Below are 17,925 nucleotides of genomic sequence, written 5' to 3'. Positions count from 1 at the left end.
GCGTCGCCTGCGGGCTCAGCGCAGCATCGTCTTCTCGATCAGGCGCACCCGCTCCAGCATCTCGTATTTGCGCGGGAGCGGCACCGCCGCGCGCCAGGTGAGCTCCACCCGCTGCGCGCCGGCGTCGATCAGCACGGTGTCGAGGTGGGTGCGGTGGTCCTGCACGCGCCCCTCGATGGAGCTGGAGAAGCCGGGGACCAGGCGGGGGAGCTCGAAGCGCCAGGCCCCCTCGGGTGTGGCGCCGTGGATCTCGCACGGCTCGTCGCCGCGCAGCGGCGTCGGCGACCATTGATCGTGCGGCACGCAGACGTGGAAGCGAGGATCGAAGTCCTCGGGCAGGAGCGGCATCCGCGTCTCGATCCAGGCCTGGTCGTGGGTGCCCGCGTACGACGCGCGGGGCTGCCAGTGACGATGGATGGCGCCGAAGCTCGCCGGCGTGTTGTTGCGGCCGCCCAGGGGGTGGGCGGGATCCTCGAGCTGCGCGGCGGGCTGGCCCACCAGCGATTCGGGATCGCACGCGACGCCGCGGCCGACGTAGTTGCGCGGCTCGCCGGCGGGTCGCTCCGGATCGGTCAGATCCATACCGCCCCAGGCCAGCTCGTAGATCAAGGGGATGGGCTCGCGGATGGGCCGCGCCGGGCCGGGCGAGAGGCCGCCGAAGGTGCTCGGCATCCAGGCTCGCACGCCGTGGGCGCGCACGGTCTTGCGGACGGGGCCGAAGCGCAGCGAGACGTCCACGTGCGTCGCGTTGCCGCGCCGCGGAGGATAGGCGCTGCCGATCAGGACAACGTCTGTCCCGGGCTTCTGGTCGAAGAGCTGCGAGGGCCGCCGGATGCTGGATTTCGCGGGGTCTTCGCCGTTGTAGGTGTCGACGAGGTCGACCTCGGCGGCGCCCTCACCCAGGAGCTCGACCCGGCCCGTCGGGCCGACCGCGAAGGTGTACTTGAGCACGCAGGCCAGCTGATCGCGGCCGGCCTTGTCCTTCGAGGGAAAGGCGAAGCTCATCCCCTGGGTGGCGTTCTGAACGTTCATCAGAACGGGATGTCGTCGGTCGAGGGAGCCGGCGGGAGCACGCCGCCCTGGCCGAAGCGCTGGAGCCAGTCGCTCGTCTCGGGCACGCTCCAGGGCGATCCGAAGAAGACCAGGCTCTCGGCCGCGGTGCCGCCCGCGCGCACCGGGCGCACCAGCGCGTCGGCGGCCACGTAGGCCGGCGGGACCTGAAGGCGGTTGATGTCGCCCCGCTCGGGCCTGTCGCCGGCGCGGAGGAGGACGGAGGTCCCCACGGGGCTCACGACGAGCGGTCCTGCGCTCTCCAGCTTCTTGCCCGCCTGCCGCAGCCGCTCGGCCAGCGCGGGGCCCACGAAGGTGAGCCAGTTGACCGAGCGGATGGCGTCGTGGAGCCTCGCCGTCGCGTTCAAGTAGTGCGGCACGTCGTAGCCGTGGAAGCGGCGGGCGTGCTTGTAGATGGCCTCGTCGGAGGTCTTGTAGCCGTACACGTCCCACGTCGCATAGGTGAGCCCCGCGGCCGCCCAGCGTAAGCGGAGCTCGGCCGCGATGGCGGAGACACGGGCGGCGAAGTCCTGGTGCGGCCAGGTGTCGGGCACCGTCAGCGAGAGAACCGGACAGACCCGGAAGCGCTCCTCGGGCGGGTCGGTGAAGAACGTCGCCCAGAAGCCATAGGAGTACGGCGACGCCGCGGCCGCAGTCCTGCCGCCCCCAAAGTGGATCGAGTAGTCGTTGCGGCCGAAATGAAAGTCGAGTGCCGCCTGGCGATCGATCGGAGGGTCCCGGGGAAGCTCGAGCGTGCGGCAATAACCGGAGACGTAATCGAGGTCGGTCTGCCGGAAGGCGGGTACGGTCCGCAGGAACGGCGCGCTGGACCAGCGCAGGCGAGGGCCGAACCAGCCCAGGACCAGCTCGTTCACCCGGTCGAAGCGCGCCTCGTCGTCCGGCTCGACCAGCTCGCAATGAAAGAAGGCGCCGAGCGCGCTGTACACCTTGGGGACGCCGTTCTCGCTCGCCAGCGGCTCTCCAGGCTCGATCGACGACGCTGCATGGGTCATGGCGAGATCTCCGCGAGCTCGATGGGCGCAACCGTCGCGTGGAAGCGCGAGAGCGCGTTGACGAGGCGCGCCCGCGCCGGCCCGGTCTTGAAGTAGAAGTCGTCGTACCCTGCGGCGAACTCGACTTTGCCGGATCCGCAGCGGGGAAGGCTCCTGTCGATGCGGCCCGCCTCCGGCTCGCCTGTGTCCCAGATGTACGAGGAGACGTCGTTGAGCCACCCCAGCGCCAGGAGGTCCAGCTTGCGGCGCAGCGCGGGCGTGATCTCGGCCCCCAGCCGGATCCGGAACATGGCCCATCGACCCTGGTCGACCACGGGGAAGCCCGGATCCGGCCACTGCCCCACGTAGGCGTCGGGATCGTCGAGCCAGCGCTTGACGTCGGCTTCCCGCACCGAGAGAACGGTCGCGTCGAGCGGCAGCGAGCCGGTGATCCGCATCGACGTGACCGGGTGGTCGAGCCCGGCCATCCGCAGCTCTTCCACGACCGTGCGCAGGAAGAGCGGATCGACCGCGGCCATGCGGACCCTCCAGAAATAGTTGGGGCCGCATGGATCCGACCCCTCGTCGGTGATGATCGCCGCGCCGGCCGTCGGCGGGAACCGCGCTCCGCCGGCGCTGCCGGAGTTCACCGAGGTGAGCAGCTTGCGCACGGTGAGCTGGGCGTAGGGAAAGCGCGTGACGCCCGCGGTCGCGACCGAGATGTCGACGAGCTGAGGATCGAGGCTGGCCCGGTAGGCGACGTGGAGGTTGCTCCGGGTGAAGTCGAGATTGGACAGGATCGGCATCGATGGCCTTTCTCAAATGGGGTCGGCCGGAGCATAGCCCATGCCGTCCGGGCAACCGTTGCCGCCCTCGCCGCAGTTTGCCCCGGGGCAGTTGCAGCCGGCCAGCTCCACCTTACCCCCTCCCGCCTCGAACGCCGCGTGCTGCTTCTTCTGCCAGTCGCTGACATCGTCGTTGGGGCGTTTGATCTCCAGCCAGGTCTTCCCGTCCCTCGACAGCCCGTCCGGATAGCAGTCCCAGGCCTGCGGGGGAGGGTTCATCGCGTCCTTGGCGGCCGTGAAGGCGCCGTGCATCTCGTTGCGCGTCATGAACCACGCGGGCCCGTTCGACGGGTTGTACGCGCCGAGCAATGCCGCCCCGAGCGCGGCCAGCGGGTGGGCCAGCTGCGCCAGCGTCGATGCGCGCGTGAGCTTCAGCGCCCCGTCCTTCATGAAGGCGACGACCGGTGTCTCGCGCGTCATGTTATTGAAGATGTCGGGGAAGTCCTTCTTCAAGTTCTTGAAGTACATGTTGTCGAAGTTGGGGCGCTTCGGCTTCTCCTTGCACCACTGGTGCAACGTGGTCACGAATGTCTCGCAGAACGGGTCCTTCCCGCTCCCGGGCGCGCCGGCGCCCGGGCCGTTGGCCACCGTGCCGCTCGACTGGGCGGTCATGGCGCGTCAGCCGTTCGACAACGACGAGTCCAGCGTGCGCACCACCGCCCCACCCTCGGCGTTGACGTCGTTCGACGCCATGGTGATCTCGCACATCCCCATGATCTTGCTGCTGACCACCCCCAGCGCCACGCCCGGCTGATCGCCGTTGGAAATGGCGGTCTTGCCGTTCTTGGTCCACATCGGGGTGGCCATCACCAACGTCTTGGTGGTGTAGCCCGGGCCCATGGTGGCCGACACCGCGACGTTGGGATACGGCAGCGGGACGGGCGCGGGCGCCGGGGGCGCGGGCGTCTTGCACACATCGTTCGGGCCCTGGCTCACGGCGACGTGGCCCGAGGCGACGCTGGCGACGAGCTTCTTCTGGTTGACGAGCGGCATAGGGCGCCCCCTCGGCTAGTTCAGCCGGATCATCCTGCCGATGATCTTGTTCACACCGGACGCTCTCGCGGTGATGTCCTGCGCCAGCGTCTCCACGTGACCATAAGCGCGCAGGACGAAGCTGGCCGCGCCGCTGATCACGCTGAACTCGTGCGCGGCCTCCACCGTGACTCGCCGCGCCTTGATGGTGAAATCGTCGCCCTCGTCCACCCCCGGCGTGGCTGCCGTGCGCAGCGCCCCCAGGACCACCCAGGCGCCGCCCTCGCGCTGGGCGATCACCCGCTCGCGTCGCCGCAGCGCCGTGCGCAGCACCGCTGGATCCACCGACGGATCGACGGTCGCCTCGACCTCCTCGCCGTCGATCCGGATCGCCGCGGTGCGCGCCGCCTCGTCGATCGCGCCGAGCAGCACCGCCACGAGCCCGGCGGACGCCTGGTCGGCCGGCTTCACGGTGATTCGAGACGAGACAGGCTCGCCGCCTTCGAACGTTCCCTCCGACCGCCACGTCGCCGCCGCTGCGCCGTTCGCTTGATCCATGGAGATCCTCCGCGGAGGAAAGAGCTTATCCGAACCGGCCGGGCGGCGCCAGCCAGGGCCCGCGTCACCGCCGGGCAGCGATCTCGGCCTGCGCGGCGGCAAAGGCCTCGTCATGATCACGAGACAGCGAGAGGTCCTGCTGCAGGAGCGCGGTCGCCACGCGGAGCAGCCAGGTCGTCTCGATGGAGGTCCAGCGCAGCTCCGTGAGGCCCGCGCGCGCGAGCACCGCCGCCCTGGGCTCGTCGCGGGCCGCGAGCGCCGCCGAGATCGCCGCGAAGGCGCGCAGATCCAGCCCGTCGACCGGCGTGCGCGGGACGGGCTGTCCCGCGTCCGGCCCCCCCGGAAGCTGCGGGACGGAGGAACGCGGCGGCATGCGGTCCACGCTAACCGCGCCACCTTGCGCCGACAACCCTCTGGACACCCGATCGGGAGTGCTCGCACCATAGCCGAATGACGGGCGGCTCCGGCGCCGGAGGCGGCGCGAAGAAAGTGACACAGGAAGGCGCCCCGCACGGCATCACGCTCTTCCACCACGCCCGGATCTCGGCCGAGATCGCCGAGGGCGATCGGCCCGTGGCGGCCGTGCTGAAGGCGCACGAACTCACCGACGCGCAGTGGAACGAGTCGACTCTGTACTGGATGACCCGCATGGGCGACGACGTGCGCCAGAGCGGCCAGGACGCGCGGATCCCGCACGTGTACTCGGACGCGTTTGCGGAGGCGCAGGACGCGATGAAGCCCGTGCCCCCCATGGACGCCGCCGGCTACGCGAGGCTCGTCGTCGATGTGCAGGCCGCGGGCGGACCGGCGGCGCCGCTGGCCGCACGCGGGCTGTCCACCGCCGATTACCTCCGCCTGTCGCGCTGCTGGGCGCGCGTGCTCTCGTCCGACCCGACGCAGGCGAAGCTCTACTTCGAGGTATACGAGGCGCTCCACGCGGCGCCATCCCCCTGATGGGCCCAAGGGTGACGGCGACAGCCGGGGGGCCTGCGGCCATCCGGGAAGATGATGGCTATTTTACGCTACATCCGTCAGCTCAACCGGGCAGTGTGATCGTTCATAAGAGGCCTGTTTCCAAGGCCGAGAAGTACCCGAACGAGCTCCTCACGCTCGCGCGTGGCTCCTGGCGCAGGGGCTCGGAAGGCTGGCCGCTGCGCGATTGTCTGCAGCACCGGAAAATGGTGGCCGTCCGGGCAAGACAGGAGAGAGTTGCCGCCGGGCCCGAGCGACCAGAGCGAGCGGTTGCCCCACCGCAGGTCGAGAGATGCCTCGACACCCCGTTCAACACCGTTCACAATTCTCCTTGATGATGAAATTGATTTTCAATATCCTCCAAGGCATGGGATCTCCAGCGATTCTCCCCCTCTCGACGTGAACTTGGACGTGAACTTGAACATCGCCAACCTGGGTTCGGCCGGCGTTACCGACATGGCCACGCCGGCGCACGACGCGCGCGCCGGCGTGGCTGCGGGCCCGCTCGCGAATGCAAGCGCCGGTGAGCGGGTGGTCGTCATCGAGGTCAGCCTCGAGGCGGATCTCGCCGGCTGGCTCGGTGCGATGGGGCTCGGCTCCGGCCAGACGCTCACGGTGATCCGGCGCGCGGCGTTCGGCGGCCCGCTCCATGTGCGCACCGGCTCCGGCGGCGAGCTCGCCATCAACGCGGGGCTCGCGCGCTCGATCCTTGTCGCGCCCCTCCCCGCGCCGAGGCAGACCACATGACCACCGCGCTCGCCGATGCCCGCACGGAGCGCCCCCCGGCGGCGGCAGGACGCCCGCTCGTCGCGCTGCTGGGGCGGCCGAACTCGGGCAAGTCGTCGCTCTTCAACCGGCTGACCGGCGGCAGCGCGCACGTCGGCAACTTCCCCGGCATCACGGTCGATATCCTCACCGCCGACGTCCGCCTCGCCGCCGGGACGGCCGTGACGATCGCGGATCTCCCCGGGCTTTACTCGATCGAGTCCGTCGTCGACCCCGCGACGGACGAGGGCGTCGCGCGCCGCTTCCTCGATCGCACGGACGAGGGCGGGCGGCCGCGCCTCGTCGTCCAGGTGCTGGACGCGACGCAGCTCGCGCTCGGCCTGCGGCTCACGCGCGAGCTCGTGCGGCGCGGGCTCGCGCCGCTCGTCGTCGCCACCCAGCGCGACGTGCTCGAGGGCGAGGGGCGCCGGCTCGACCTCGGCGCCCTCGAGCGCGGCATCGGCCTGCCCGTGCTGCTCGTGAGCGCGAGAGACCCGGCCGCGCGCGGCGCCGTGCTCGACGCGATCGCCGCGCGGCTCGACGCGATCGCCGCGGGCGCCGCGCCTGCCCCCGGCGCCGCGACATGGGACCCGGACGCGATCGCGCGCGACGCGACCCTCGAGGCGACGCGCCACGACGCCGCCGCGGAGCGAAGGAGGACGTTCACCGCGCGCGCCGACGCCGTGCTGCTCCACCCGGCGGCCGGTCCGGTCCTGTTCCTCGGGCTCATGGCGCTCCTCTTCGCCGCCGTGTTCCTCGTCGCCACCCCGGTCACCGAGGCGCTCGACGCGGCGATCGGACAGCTCGGCGGCCTCGTGTCCCGCGCCCTCGGCGGGGGGCTCGCCGCCTCGTTCGTCGTCGACGGCCTGCTCGGCGGCGCCGGGACGGTGCTCGCCTTCATGCCGCAGATCGTGATCCTCACGGTCGCCATGGAGCTGCTCGAGGCGAGCGGCTACCTCGCCCGCGGCGCCTTCCTCGTCGACCGCCTCCTCCAGCTGATGGGGCTGAGCGGCCGCGCGTTCGTCCCGCTGCTCATGGGGCATGCGTGCGCGGTGCCCGCCGTGCACGCCACGCGCATCCTCCGCGATCCGCGCGAGCGGCTCACGGCGATCCTCGTCCTGCCGCTCATGGCCTGCTCCGCGCGGATCCCGACCTACGGGCTCCTCCTGACGACCTTCTTCGCCGCCCACGGCGCGTGGGTGCAGGCGCTGCTCTTCGTCGCGCTGTACGTCGCCGGCATCGCCTCCGGGCTCGTCGCCTCGCTCGCGCTGCGGCGCACGGCGACCCGCGGGCGTTCGCTCCCCATGGTGCTCGAGATGCCGGCCTACCGCAGCCCCGAGCCGCGGCTCGTGGTCCGCAAGGGGGCCCAGGCGGCGTGGCGGTTCACGCGCGAGGTCGGGACCGTGATCCTGGCCGTCTCGGCCGTGCTGTGGGTGCTGCTGAAGGTCCCCATGCCGGGCGCCGCGGCGCCGGAGCCGTCGACCGCCGCGGCCGACCTCGCGGGGGCCTCGCTCGAGTCGAGCATCGCCGGCAGCGTCGGGCGCGCGCTCGAGCCGGTGACCGCGCCGCTCGGCTTCGACTGGCGCATCAACGTCGGCCTCATCGGCTCGTTCGGCGCGCGCGAGGTCATGGTCGGGACGATGGGCGTCATCTTCGGCGTCGAGGGCGCCGACGACGAGCCCGCGCCGCTCGCCGAGCGGATCCGCGAGGCGAGGCGCCCGGACGGGACGCACGCCTACTCGAGCCGCACGGGGCTCGCGCTGCTCGCGTTCTTCGTCCTGGCCTGCCAGTGCATGAGCACCGTGGCGGCGATCCGCCGCGAGACAAAGACATGGCGCTGGCCGGCGTTCGTCCTCGCCTACAGCTACGCGGCGGCTTACGTCGCGGCGCTCGTCGTCTACCAGGGGAGCGGGCTGCTCGGGCTCCCGTGAGCGGGCGCCTGACACCGCCGCGGCACGTCGCGCGTGGCGGCCGTCGAGCGAGGCCGCTGTGCACGTCGTGCGCGAAGGGGGCGGCGAGTCACGCCTCCCCGAGGATCCTGCGAAAGATGTCCACATAGCTGACGATGCCGAGCAGCGCGCCTTCTGCGTCGACGACCGGGAGCGCGCCGATCTTGTGCTCGAGCATGAGCTCCATGAGCTCGGTCATGTCCGCGTCGGGACCGACGCTCACGACATTGCCGCTCATGATCGTGGATACAGGCATCGTCGACACCGGCACGCCGGTCTTCTGTCGCGCTGCGTCAACCACGGCGGTGTTCGCCGAGTAGGGCAACTGGAGCCCTCGCAGGTCGCGATCGCTGAGCATCCCGACCAGCTCACCCTGCTCGTCGAGGACCGGCAGGTGGCGGAAGTCCGTCGTCTGGAGCACGTCCACCGCCTCGGCGATGGGGTCGTCGACCCGCACGGTCCGGGGGTTCTCGGTCATGAGCTCGGCGGCGCTGATCCTGGGTATCGTGAGCAACGACATCTCGCTCCGCGCCTGGTGCAACTCGCGGACCAGTGGAGCCCTCGATGAGGCGCGCCGCCCGCCTCCGGGCGCCCCCTCGGCGCCGAGGCCCGCTGCGCGCTCGCGAGCGCGGGTCCGCGGGCTCCGTCTCGCGCGAGGTGCGGATACGCGACATGCGCGAGCGCAGCTGGCCTGATGCCTGAGGGGTGTTCCACGAGCGAGTTGACGACGCGCGCGGAGGACCGTAGTTTTCGCGGCCCAATGGCCCCAAGCGGTTATCTCGAGCGGATCCTGCGCGCCCGCGTCTACGACGTGGCCCAGGAGAGCCCCCTGGAGGATGCGCCGCGGCTCTCCGCGCGCCTCGGCAATCGCGTGCTGATCAAGCGCGAGGACCTGCAGCCCGTCTTCTCGTTCAAGCTGCGCGGCGCCTACAACAAGATCTCCTCGCTGAGCGCGGCCGAGAGGGCGCGCGGCGTGATCGCCGCGTCGGCGGGCAACCACGCGCAGGGGGTGGCGCTGGCCGCGCAGCGGCTCGGCATCCGCGCCTGCATCGTGATGCCGACCACGACGCCCCGGATCAAGGTCGACGCCGTGCGCGCGCTCGGCGCCGAGATCGAGCTGATCGGCGATTCCTACGACGAAGCTTACGCCCACGCCAAGGCGCTCGAAGCGAGCGCGGGGCTGACCTTCGTGCACCCGTACGACGACCCGGACGTGATCGCGGGTCAGGGCACCATTGCCATGGAGATCATGCGCCAGCATCGCGGACCGCTGGACGCCATCTTCGTGCCCGTGGGCGGCGGCGGGCTGATCGCCGGAATCGGCGCGTATATCAAGCATCTGTACCCCGAGATCAAGGTCATCGGCGTGGAGCCGGACGACGCCGCGTGTCTGCGCGCGGCGCTCGACGCGGGCGAGCGTGTACGGCTGAGCCAGGTCGGGCTGTTCGCTGACGGCGTGGCGGTGCGTCAGGTGGGGGAGGAGCCGTTTCGCATCGCCCGGCGGTGCGTGGATGACGTGATCGTGGTGGACACCGACGCCATCTGCGCCGCCATCAAGGACATCTTCGACGACACGCGCTCGATCGCCGAGCCGTCGGGCGCGCTGGCGGTCGCGGGCCTCAAGGCGTACGTCGAGCGCGAAGGCCTGGACGGAAGGACGCTCGTGGCGATCCACAGCGGTGCGAACATGAACTTCGACCGTCTGCGGCACGTGGTCGAGCGGGCAGAGCTGGGCGAGCAGCGCGAGGCGCTGTTCGCGGTCACCATTCCGGAGCGACCGGGCGCGTTCCGTGAGTTCTGCCAGCTGCTCGGGCGCGCGACGATCACGGAGTTCAACTATCGTTTTGGACGCGCGGACGAGGCGCAGATCTTCGTCGGCGTGGGCCTGGCGCACGGGCGCAAGCAGCGCGACGAGGTGCTGGAGCGCCTCCACGACGCCAAGCTGCCGGTCATCGACCTCAGCATGGACGAGATGGCCAAGTTGCACGTGCGCTACATGGTCGGCGGGCGCGCCCCGACAGCCAACGAGCGGCTCCTGCGCTTCGAGTTCCCGGAGCGCCCCGGGGCGCTGATGCAATTCCTCACGCAGATCGGCGGGCGCTGGAACATCAGCCTGTTCCACTACCGCAACCACGGCGCCGCCTTCGGGCGAGTCCTCGCCGCGTTGCAGGTCCCGGAGGTCGAATACAACGAGTTCGACCATTTTCTCACCGAGCTCGGTTATCCGTGCATCGAAGAGACCAAGAATGCGGCCTATCATCTGTTCTTGAGATGACGCGCGTGCCGGCTGGGGACATCGGCGGGACCCAGACCGACTGGGTCTGATTTCAATCCTCCCCGGAGGCTCCCGGCGGCCTCCTCCTCCCCTCGCCCCAGCGCGACTCGTCAGGATGCGCTCCTGTCATCGGGGCGCGGCGCGTGATATCAATGTCATGAGAGGACGACGGCGCCGTCAACCCCCGGCGGCTCGGTCAGCTGCCGCGGGCGCTGCCGTGAAGGGGTGATGCTCCCCGTCCAACCCCTTCCGGCATGTCCATTGCTTCCGTGGACGGAAGAGGCCCCCGCGGGCAATGGAAGAACCCGCTTGCCGAAGCCATGCCCTTGCGCCTGGAAACGCCGCCCGGCGCGCCGTTCGCCTTCGAGGTTGTCATCGATCCTCGGGGGCCGCGCCGCTTCCGGCTGACCGAGCCGGGGCGGGACGCCCGGAGTTACGAGCTCGCCCGGGCGGAGCAGCCGGACTACCTCGACCTGTTCGAGGCGCTGGCGCGTGACCTCGGGACCCGCGTGCCGCTCGCCCGCACCCCGCTGCCGCCACGGAAGGGCGGACCGCCGCTGCGGCCGCTGCTGACCGAGCCGGTCGCGCCGGAGATCCTCTACGGCTATGGCGACCCCTGCGTGGTGCGCGTGGGCGAACGCGAATGGCGCTTGCTGGTGACCTCGAACGACGCGCCGAACGCCTTCCCCATCCTCGCCTCCAGCGACCTGACCACCTGGCAGCTCACCGGCTTCGTCTTCCCGGAGGGGCAGACGCCGGCGTGGGCGCTGACCGGCCTGAACCAGGCGGACTTCTGGGCGCCGGAGATGCACCGGATCGGCGACGAGTACTGGGTCTGCTTCACGGCGCGCGCGCAGGACCGCTCGCTGGCGATCGGCCTCGCCCGGTCCGGGAGCCCGGATGGCCCGTTCAAGGCCGACGAAGCCCCGATCGTCACCGGCGACGTGATCGACGCGCACATCCTCGTGGACGCTGGCGGCGCGCCCTGGCTGATCTGGAAGAAAGACGACAACGGCGTGTGGCCCGGCAGGCTGGCGGCCTTGCTCCACCGGGAGCCCGCCCGGGTGAGCGAGCTCTTCGCTGCCCGCGAGGACCAGCGCACCGCGGTCCTCGCGCTGACGTTGTGGCCGTGGGTGGAGACGCTCGAGCCCATGGAGCAGTTCTTCGTGCTACAGCCGCTGATCGAGGCAGTGACCGCGGACTTCACCGGGTTCGCGGCGCGACTTACAGGCCTCGGGGCGCGGGCGAGCGGCGCGGAGGCGGAGGACATCGCCGCGATATCGCGGGCGCTCAGGACGGGCATCCACGCCCAGCGACTGTCGGCGGACGGCCGCAGGCTGGAGGGGGAGCCGGCCGTCATCCTGGAGAACGACCAGCCCTGGGAGGCGCACCTCATCGAGGGCGTCTGGATCACCCAGGAGGGCGGGCGGTATTACCTGCTCTACGCCGGCAACGACTTCTCGACCGCCCATTACGGCATCGGCGCGGCCGTGGCGGACGCGCCGACGGGCCCGTACCGCAAGGCATCGGAGGTGCTCCTGAGCTCCAGCGCGGAATGGTGGGGGCCAGGGCACCCCTCGGTGGCCATCGGCGCCGACGGGCGCCATCACGTCTTCCTGCACGCCTTCCGGGCGGGCGTGGCCGGATACAAGGTCTTCCGCGCCTTGCTCACCGCGCCGATCCGCTTCGAGGGCGGCGTCGTCTCGCTGGACGGGTCCGTCTAGCTCCGCCCGCCGCTCCGCGCGTCGCCCGGGGCGTCCTCGCTCCGAAAAGAACGGATTCCACGCCTCGCCGAGAGTCCTGGCGAGTCCCGATCGCCGTTCATGGTCATCCAGTCCCCTCGATCCGGAGCTTCCCGGATTGCTCGGATTCCCGCGCCCGTCATGATGGCCTGGCTCGCAGCGTGAGCTGAGGAGCAAGGAGATGCGATGTCCTCCATGAAACGACGACAGCTCCTGAAGCATGGTCTGGCCGCGACGGGCGGGCTCTTGGTGCTCCGGCGCGGAGGTCTGGCGAGGGCGCTCATCGACGCGTGTCCGGTCCTCCCGGCACAGGGACCAACCCTCCCCGGCGCCGTCATCGCCGAGCACCGGTTCACCCATCCGCTGCTCATCCCGCCCGTAATGCCCAGGGCGCGCATGCGCCACGGGCTCGGCTCGCACTTCGATTACTACGAGATCGCCGTCCGTCAGTTCCCGCAACAGGTGCTGCCGACCGAGCTGGGTCTGCCCCTGACCCCGGTGTGGGGGTACGGGTCGATCCACGACCCGGAGACGTTCAGCTACCCGGCGTTCACCATCGAGGCGAGGTGGCAAACGCCGGTGATCGTGAAGTGGATCAACGACCTCAAGGATCCCGCGACCGGCCAGTTCCTCCCCCACCTGCTCCCGGTCGACCCGACCCTCCACTGGGCCAACCCGCCCGGCGGGGTGAATGGCCGCGATACGAGGCCCACGTTCATCGGCGAATGCCCGGGCGAATGCCCGCCGGAGCCGTACCGCGGCCCGGTGCCGATCGTCACGCACGTCCACGGGATGGCCAGGGTGGCGCAGGAGAGCGACGGCTACCCCGAAGCCTGGTATCTCCCCGCGGCGACCAACATCCCCGACGGGTACGCGGAGACCGGCACCTTCTACGATTACTACAAGCGCACGTCGCCGCTCGGGGATCTATGGAAGCCGGGGGCGGCCGTGTTCCGGTACCCGAACGACCAGCGGGCAGCGACGCTCTGGTACCACGATCACGCGCTCGGCATCACCCGCCTCAACGTCTATGCGGGGACGGCCGGCTTCTACCTGCTCCGCGGCGGCCCAGGCGATCTCCCGCCCGGCGTGCTCCCCGGCTCGGCCCGGGCCCGGGCGCGGGGCGGCTGCCATGGCTCCGGGACGTACGAGGTCCCGATCGTCATCCAGGACCGCTCCTTCAACGACGACGGGTCGCTCTACTACCCGGAGACACGCGGGCTCGCTCCCGAGCTGGCGGACCTGTACGTCCCGTGCGGCCCCTTCCCGCCGATCTGGGTCCCGGAGTTCTTCGGCGACGTCATGGTCGTGAACGGCCGAGCGTGGCCCTACCTCGAGGTCGAGCAGCGACGTTACCGCTTCCGCCTCCTGAACGGCAGCAACTCGCGGTTCCTGCTCCTTCAGATGAATAACGGTCTCCCGTTCTGGCAGATAGGCAACGAGGGAGGGTTCCTCCCCGCCCCGGTGCAGCTCAATAGCATCCTGCTCGCCCCGGCCGAGCGCGCGGACGTGATCGTGGATTTCAGCGGTGTCCGCGCCGGCACCGAGATCGTCCTCCTCAACCTCGGTCCGGACGGGCCCTTCACCAGCGGCCCGCAGACCCCGGCGGATCCGGCGACGACAGGACAGGTGATGCAGTTCCGCGTCGTGCGGGCGACGAGCAGGGACACGAGCACGCCACCTCACCGGCTCAGGCTGCCGCCGATCAAGCCGCTCGGCGCCGAGGACGTCGTGCGGCGGGTGTCCCTGAACGAGGAGTTCTCCGAGGTCGCCCCCGACGCCGGCCCGCTCGCCGTCCTGCTCGGCACGTTCCGGCCTCCGGGCTCCGATACGCCCTTGCCGCTGCACTGGGACGATCCCGTCACCGAGCACCCGGAGGTGGGGTCGACCGAGATCTGGGAGATCTACAACTTCACCATGGACTCGCACCCGATCCACATCCACGAGATCCTGTTCCAGGTCGTCGATCGCCAGCCATTCGACGGCCCGCCGCGCCCGCCGGAAGCGGGCGAGGGGGGTTACAAGGACACCGTGATCGCGCCGCCTGCCGAGATCACCCGCGTCAAGATGCGGTTCGACAGGCCTGGCCGGTTCGTGTGGCACTGCCACATCCTCGAGCACGAGGACAACGAGATGATGCGGCCCTATCAGATCGGCCCCATGCCCCCCGATATCCCGAGGCGCTGAGCCGGCCGCGCTCCGCACGGACAGCCACGGCGAGCCCGCCCGCCGAGCTCGAGCGATTGGCGAGGACGCCCTGCACGCCTCGGCGCCGGTACGGTCGTTGCTCGACCGCGTGATGAACGATCTCGCGGTGCGGTAGACCGCCATGGAGCCGCCCGGCGCCGTTGCGTGGCAGCCGTCATATCGCTCGACCGCCAGCGGAGCGATTGGATCGGCGAACCGCGCCCGCTCCGGCGAGGGGGTCGAGGAGGTCTCGCTGCACGCCGCGAGGCCTGCGCAGGCCGCGCAGGCGATCAAGCCCGGCTTCAAACACGTGGAGATCGTGGATACGACCGAGCGCCTGGCCTGCCTCGCGGGGGCGGAGGGCTCAGCGGCGATCGGGGCGAGCGGGCTCGGGCGGGTGCTCATCACAGGACCTCCGGGACACGCAGCAGACGTGCGTTCACGCCCCGTCATGCAGCCCGCGGGCCACGGCATGAAGCGGTCGCACACGCTCGGGCGATGGCGGCGCGGATCGGATACCCGCCACAAACGCATCTGGCGAGCTCGGCCAACCTACGTGTCCGGATCCTCTGCTTCTCTCTGGATGTCAGGCACGGGCGAGAGGCGAGCGCCGACTTGCCGTCTCGCAGGCTCGATGGCATGTCTCCCCGCGCAGCCGTGATGAAGGCGACGCGCATCGAGGAGGGGGTCGCTTGACAAGCTTCCTGGAACAGCCGAGCCGTTTCCTCTTCTTCACGGGGAAGGGGGGCGTCGGCAAGACAGCGCTCGCGTGCGCGGCTGCGATCCGGCTCGCCGACGCCGGGAAGCGCATCCTCCTCGTCAGCACCGACCCTGCGTCGAACCTGGACGAGATGCTCGGCGTCGCGCTCTCTCATCGACCCACGCCGATCCCCGGCGTCGACGGGCTCTCCGCGCTCAACATCGATCCCGAGAGAGCGGCCGACGCGTATCGAGAGCGCGTGATCGCGCCGTACCGCGACATCTGGACCGAGCCGCAGATCGCCGAGCTGCGCGAGCAGCTCGCCGGCGCCTGCACCGTGGAGATCGCGGCGTTCGACGAGTTCGCCGCGCTCCTCGCCGGCGACGAGCAGAGCGCGCCGTTCGATCACATCCTGTTCGACACGGCGCCGACCGGACACACGCTGAGGCTGCTCAGCTTGCCGCGCGCCTGGTCCACCTTCCTCGGGTCGGCCACGCACGGGGCTTCGTGTCTGGGCCCGCACTCGGGGTTGAAGATGCAAGCGACGCGGTTCGCCGCCGCGGTCGAGGCGCTGGCTGACGATGAACGCACGACCATCGTCCTCGTGACGCGGCCTGATCGCGCTGCGCTGCGCGAGGTGGAGCGGACATCGGGCGAGCTCGAGGCGCTCGGCCTCCAGAGCCAGCACCTCGTCGTCAACGCGGTGTTCGAGGCGAGAGACCCCGCCGATCCGATCGCCGTCGCGCTCGAGCAGCGGGGACGAGCAGCGCTCCGCGAGCTGCCCCCTCGGCTGCGACGACTGCCCATGACGCAGATCCCTCTGCGCGGCTTCAACATGGTCGGTCTGCCGGCCCTCCGCGCGCTCCTGGACGAGCGTGCGTCCGCAGAGCTCACGCGCGCCGTCCCTCCGCTCGTGACGCCATCGCTGCCACCCCTTCGGTCGCTCATCGACGAGATCGCGGCGCCTGGCCACGGGCTCGTGATGGTGATGGGCAAGGGCGGCGTGGGGAAGACGACGATCGCCGCATCGATCGCCGCGGAGCTCGCGTCGCGCGGTCACAAGGTTCATCTCAGCACCACCGATCCCGCGGCTCACGTCGCCGCGACGCTCGACGGCCAGCTCGACAATCTGGAGGTCAGCCGCATCGATCCGGTCGCCGAGACGAAGGTGTACGTGGAGCGCGTGATGGCGAGCCGCGGGGCCAATCTCGACGAGGCGGGACGAGCCCTTCTGGCCGAGGATCTCCGCTCGCCCTGCTACGAAGAGGTGGCGGTCTTCACGGCCTTTTCCCGGACCGTCTCCCAGGCGCGCTCGAGCTTCGTCGTCCTCGATACGGCACCTACCGGGCACACGCTCCTGCTCCTCGACGCGACGGGCTCGTATCACCGGCAGACGATGGCCATCGACGCTGACGCGAAGCACGCGTCAGCCCGGCTCGTCACCCCTCTCATGAAGCTGCGCGATCCGCAGTACACAAAGATCCTGCTTGTGACGCTCGCGGAGACGACGCCCGTCTCGGAAGCGGCGCGGCTACAGACGGATCTGCGTCGCGCTCAGATCGAGCCCTTCGCCTGGATCATCAACAGCAGCCTCGCAGCCGCGGGTGTCACGGACCCTTGCCTCGAGCAGCGCGTCGCAGCCGAGCTCGGCCAGGTCGAGGCGGTGCGCGAGCGGCATGCCCGAAGGATCGCGATCGTCCCCTGGATGACCGAACAGCCGGTCGGCCCTGCCCGCCTGCTCGCCCTGGCGCGCGGCCGGGGCGCGGAGGAGCACCCGAGCGCGGCGAGCACGTGAGGAAGAGGATCAAAGGTCGCGGTGAGCCGCGGCGCACGAGCGCCAGGTAGCGAGCAGGCCTCCACGCGAACAGAGCGCCCCTGCGGCGTCGGGCGCGACGCCTGGCGGGACAATTGCACGCCCCACCACGCGCTGTCGATGTCCAGCGACGCCGGATGGTGAGGGAAACATGCCATTTCGAGATCGGGCCGACGCCGGCCGCCAGCTCGCGTCGCGGCTGACCGCCTACGCCGGGCGGGAGGACGTGACCGTCCTTTCGCTGCCGCGAGGCGGGGTGCCGATCGGCTTCGAGATAGCGAAGCTCCTGCGGGTGCCGCTCGACGTGCTGATCGCGCGCCGGATCGTGGCACCCGGCGATCATCGCATGACGATCGGCGCCGTCGCGAGCGGCGGCGTCCGGGTCGTGGATGCAGAGCTCTGCCGTGCGCTGGGCATCTCGGACCGGACGGTACAATGGCTCGCGGATGTGGAGGCCCGGGAGGTGGAGCGCCTGGAGCGCGTTTACTACGGCTGCCACAGGGCGCCTGACATCCGGGATCGAATGCTCCTCCTCGTCGACGACGGTGTGGCGACCGGAGCGAGCATGCGCGCCGCCGTGACGGCCGTCGAGCAAGTAGGCCCGGCGGGAATCGTCATCGCGGTCCCCGTCGCGTCCTACGCCGCGTACGCGGAGCTCTCCCGGCGAGCACGCGAGTTCGTGTACTGCCATATCCGAGATCCTGTCTATTCGGTCGGGCTCTGGTACGAGGACTACGCGCCCGTGTCCGAGCAGGATGTCTGTCGGCTGCTCCGGGAGGCGCTCGACCGGCGCGCACCGGGTGCGCCGGAGACGTCTTGACGATGAGGTCGGCCGGTCACGTCGGCGGTTCACCGCATCGGAGAGCGCCGTGTCTTCTCCACCGGGATCCGCTGGATAGGCTGCGTGCTGTCCCCGTGCCGGTCCGGTCCAAGTTCCATGGCCGTGGTGGACCGGCTTCACGCGTGTCTGACCGTGGCTACAAGTCCCAGCAATCGTCATGCCCTCTCGACGCCGTCTTGGGCCATGCGTCACGGGCCACGTAACGGAGCCGGTCGAGACGACCGGCCGGGGCGCTCGTCGAAGGGTCCACGTGATCCGCTGAGC

The 17,925-nt window shown here is 70.5% G+C and carries 16 protein-coding genes; 8 read left to right on the top strand and 8 right to left on the bottom strand.

The window, feature by feature from the left end:
- Positions 1 to 15: 15 nt before the first annotated feature.
- The 7 genes from WME75_RS42825 to WME75_RS42795 all read right to left on the bottom strand — a co-directional run bounded on the left by WME75_RS42825 (position 16) and on the right by WME75_RS42795 (position 4,790).
- Entirely contained in the window at positions 16 to 1,032 is a 1,017-nt protein-coding gene (locus WME75_RS42825; RefSeq protein WP_437483315.1) for a DUF2169 family type VI secretion system accessory protein, read from the bottom strand.
- The gene (locus WME75_RS42820) at positions 1,032 to 2,063 is read right to left on the bottom strand and encodes a type VI immunity family protein (RefSeq protein WP_437483312.1); all 1,032 of its coding nucleotides are present in this window, start codon (positions 2,061 to 2,063) and stop codon (positions 1,032 to 1,034) included. Before WME75_RS42820 ends, WME75_RS42825 begins: the two co-directional genes overlap by 1 nt.
- Positions 2,060 to 2,848 (bottom strand): hypothetical protein, encoded by a 789-nt coding sequence (locus WME75_RS42815; RefSeq protein WP_437483310.1) that lies wholly within the window; start codon positions 2,846 to 2,848, stop codon positions 2,060 to 2,062. The genes WME75_RS42820 and WME75_RS42815 overlap by 4 nt, the downstream gene beginning before the upstream one ends.
- A 12-nt stretch (positions 2,849 to 2,860) precedes the next feature.
- Positions 2,861 to 3,499 carry a hypothetical protein gene (locus WME75_RS42810; RefSeq protein WP_437483308.1) on the bottom strand — a complete coding sequence of 213 codons (639 nt, stop codon included), beginning with the start codon at positions 3,497 to 3,499 and terminating at the stop codon, positions 2,861 to 2,863.
- A 6-nt stretch (positions 3,500 to 3,505) separates the two neighbouring features.
- Positions 3,506 to 3,880 carry a PAAR-like domain-containing protein gene (locus WME75_RS42805; protein WP_437483305.1) on the bottom strand — a complete coding sequence of 125 codons (375 nt, stop codon included), beginning with the start codon at positions 3,878 to 3,880 and terminating at the stop codon, positions 3,506 to 3,508.
- A 15-nt stretch (positions 3,881 to 3,895) separates the two neighbouring features.
- Positions 3,896 to 4,417, bottom strand: coding sequence for a hypothetical protein (locus WME75_RS42800; protein ID WP_437483303.1), 522 nt, complete (start codon positions 4,415 to 4,417; stop codon positions 3,896 to 3,898).
- Positions 4,418 to 4,481: 64 nt separating this feature from the next.
- Entirely contained in the window at positions 4,482 to 4,790 is a 309-nt protein-coding gene (locus WME75_RS42795) for a hypothetical protein (protein ID WP_437483300.1), read from the bottom strand.
- A 77-nt stretch (positions 4,791 to 4,867) separates the two neighbouring features.
- On the opposite strand from WME75_RS42795, the gene WME75_RS42790 reads away from it, so the two are divergent.
- From WME75_RS42790 to feoB, 3 genes are all read left to right on the top strand, one after another.
- On the top strand, positions 4,868 to 5,371 hold the full coding sequence (locus WME75_RS42790; protein ID WP_437483297.1) for a hypothetical protein: 504 nt from the start codon (positions 4,868 to 4,870) through the stop codon (positions 5,369 to 5,371).
- 417 nt (positions 5,372 to 5,788) lie between these two features.
- On the top strand, positions 5,789 to 6,136 hold the full coding sequence (locus tag WME75_RS42785) for a FeoA family protein (RefSeq protein WP_437483295.1): 348 nt from the start codon (positions 5,789 to 5,791) through the stop codon (positions 6,134 to 6,136).
- Positions 6,133 to 8,085: a ferrous iron transporter B gene (gene feoB / locus WME75_RS42780; RefSeq protein ID WP_437483292.1), complete on the top strand. Its 1,953-nt coding sequence runs from the start codon at positions 6,133 to 6,135 to the stop codon at positions 8,083 to 8,085. Before WME75_RS42785 ends, feoB begins: the two co-directional genes overlap by 4 nt.
- Positions 8,086 to 8,173: 88 nt before the next feature.
- Here feoB and WME75_RS42775 read toward each other — a convergent pair whose 3' ends face one another.
- Positions 8,174 to 8,623 (bottom strand): CBS domain-containing protein, encoded by a 450-nt coding sequence (locus WME75_RS42775; protein ID WP_437483289.1) that lies wholly within the window; start codon positions 8,621 to 8,623, stop codon positions 8,174 to 8,176.
- Between the two features lie 240 nt (positions 8,624 to 8,863).
- Between WME75_RS42775 and ilvA the strand changes: the two genes are divergently transcribed.
- The 5 genes from ilvA to WME75_RS42750 all read left to right on the top strand — a co-directional run bounded on the left by ilvA (position 8,864) and on the right by WME75_RS42750 (position 17,640).
- Positions 8,864 to 10,378, top strand: coding sequence for a threonine ammonia-lyase, biosynthetic (gene ilvA, locus WME75_RS42770; protein WP_437495041.1), 1,515 nt, complete (start codon positions 8,864 to 8,866; stop codon positions 10,376 to 10,378).
- Positions 10,379 to 10,698: 320 nt separating this feature from the next.
- A complete protein-coding gene (locus WME75_RS42765) occupies positions 10,699 to 12,102 on the top strand; it encodes a family 43 glycosylhydrolase (RefSeq protein ID WP_437483287.1) in 1,404 nt (467 codons plus the stop codon).
- A 414-nt stretch (positions 12,103 to 12,516) separates the two neighbouring features.
- The gene (locus WME75_RS42760; protein ID WP_437483285.1) at positions 12,517 to 14,307 is read left to right on the top strand and encodes a multicopper oxidase family protein; all 1,791 of its coding nucleotides are present in this window, start codon (positions 12,517 to 12,519) and stop codon (positions 14,305 to 14,307) included.
- Between the two features lie 692 nt (positions 14,308 to 14,999).
- Complete coding sequence (gene arsA / locus WME75_RS42755) at positions 15,000 to 16,802, top strand: arsenical pump-driving ATPase (RefSeq protein WP_437483283.1); 1,803 nt, start codon at positions 15,000 to 15,002, stop codon at positions 16,800 to 16,802.
- Positions 16,803 to 16,971: 169 nt separating this feature from the next.
- Complete coding sequence (locus WME75_RS42750) at positions 16,972 to 17,640, top strand: phosphoribosyltransferase (protein WP_437483280.1); 669 nt, start codon at positions 16,972 to 16,974, stop codon at positions 17,638 to 17,640.
- Positions 17,641 to 17,925 lie beyond the last annotated feature (285 nt).

Origin of the sequence: Sorangium sp. So ce1014 (assembly GCF_051521505.1) — a bacterium.
Classification (GTDB): Bacteria; Myxococcota_A; Polyangia; order Polyangiales; family Polyangiaceae; genus Sorangium.
Note: the sequence above shows the minus strand (reverse complement) of the source record. Positions and strands in the feature narration are given on the sequence as shown.

What these genes read in the sequence shown, in the direction of transcription:
- WME75_RS42825 (WP_437483315.1), bottom strand. Translation starts at nt 1,032, where the DNA reads ATGAACGTTCAGAACGCCACCCAGGGGATGAGCTTCGCCTTTCCCTCG.
- WME75_RS42820 (WP_437483312.1), bottom strand. Translation starts at nt 2,063, where the DNA reads ATGACCCATGCAGCGTCGTCGATCGAGCCTGGAGAGCCGCTGGCGAGC.
- WME75_RS42815 (WP_437483310.1), bottom strand. Translation starts at nt 2,848, where the DNA reads ATGCCGATCCTGTCCAATCTCGACTTCACCCGGAGCAACCTCCACGTC.
- WME75_RS42810 (WP_437483308.1), bottom strand. Translation starts at nt 3,499, where the DNA reads ATGACCGCCCAGTCGAGCGGCACGGTGGCCAACGGCCCGGGCGCCGGC.
- WME75_RS42805 (WP_437483305.1), bottom strand. Translation starts at nt 3,880, where the DNA reads ATGCCGCTCGTCAACCAGAAGAAGCTCGTCGCCAGCGTCGCCTCGGGC.
- WME75_RS42800 (WP_437483303.1), bottom strand. Translation starts at nt 4,417, where the DNA reads ATGGATCAAGCGAACGGCGCAGCGGCGGCGACGTGGCGGTCGGAGGGA.
- WME75_RS42795 (WP_437483300.1), bottom strand. Translation starts at nt 4,790, where the DNA reads ATGCCGCCGCGTTCCTCCGTCCCGCAGCTTCCGGGGGGGCCGGACGCG.
- WME75_RS42790 (WP_437483297.1), top strand. Translation starts at nt 4,868, where the DNA reads ATGACGGGCGGCTCCGGCGCCGGAGGCGGCGCGAAGAAAGTGACACAG.
- feoB (WP_437483292.1), top strand. Translation starts at nt 6,133, where the DNA reads ATGACCACCGCGCTCGCCGATGCCCGCACGGAGCGCCCCCCGGCGGCG.
- WME75_RS42775 (WP_437483289.1), bottom strand. Translation starts at nt 8,623, where the DNA reads ATGTCGTTGCTCACGATACCCAGGATCAGCGCCGCCGAGCTCATGACC.
- ilvA (WP_437495041.1), top strand. Translation starts at nt 8,864, where the DNA reads ATGGCCCCAAGCGGTTATCTCGAGCGGATCCTGCGCGCCCGCGTCTAC.
- WME75_RS42765 (WP_437483287.1), top strand. Translation starts at nt 10,699, where the DNA reads ATGCCCTTGCGCCTGGAAACGCCGCCCGGCGCGCCGTTCGCCTTCGAG.
- WME75_RS42760 (WP_437483285.1), top strand. Translation starts at nt 12,517, where the DNA reads ATGCGCCACGGGCTCGGCTCGCACTTCGATTACTACGAGATCGCCGTC.
- WME75_RS42750 (WP_437483280.1), top strand. Translation starts at nt 16,972, where the DNA reads ATGCCATTTCGAGATCGGGCCGACGCCGGCCGCCAGCTCGCGTCGCGG.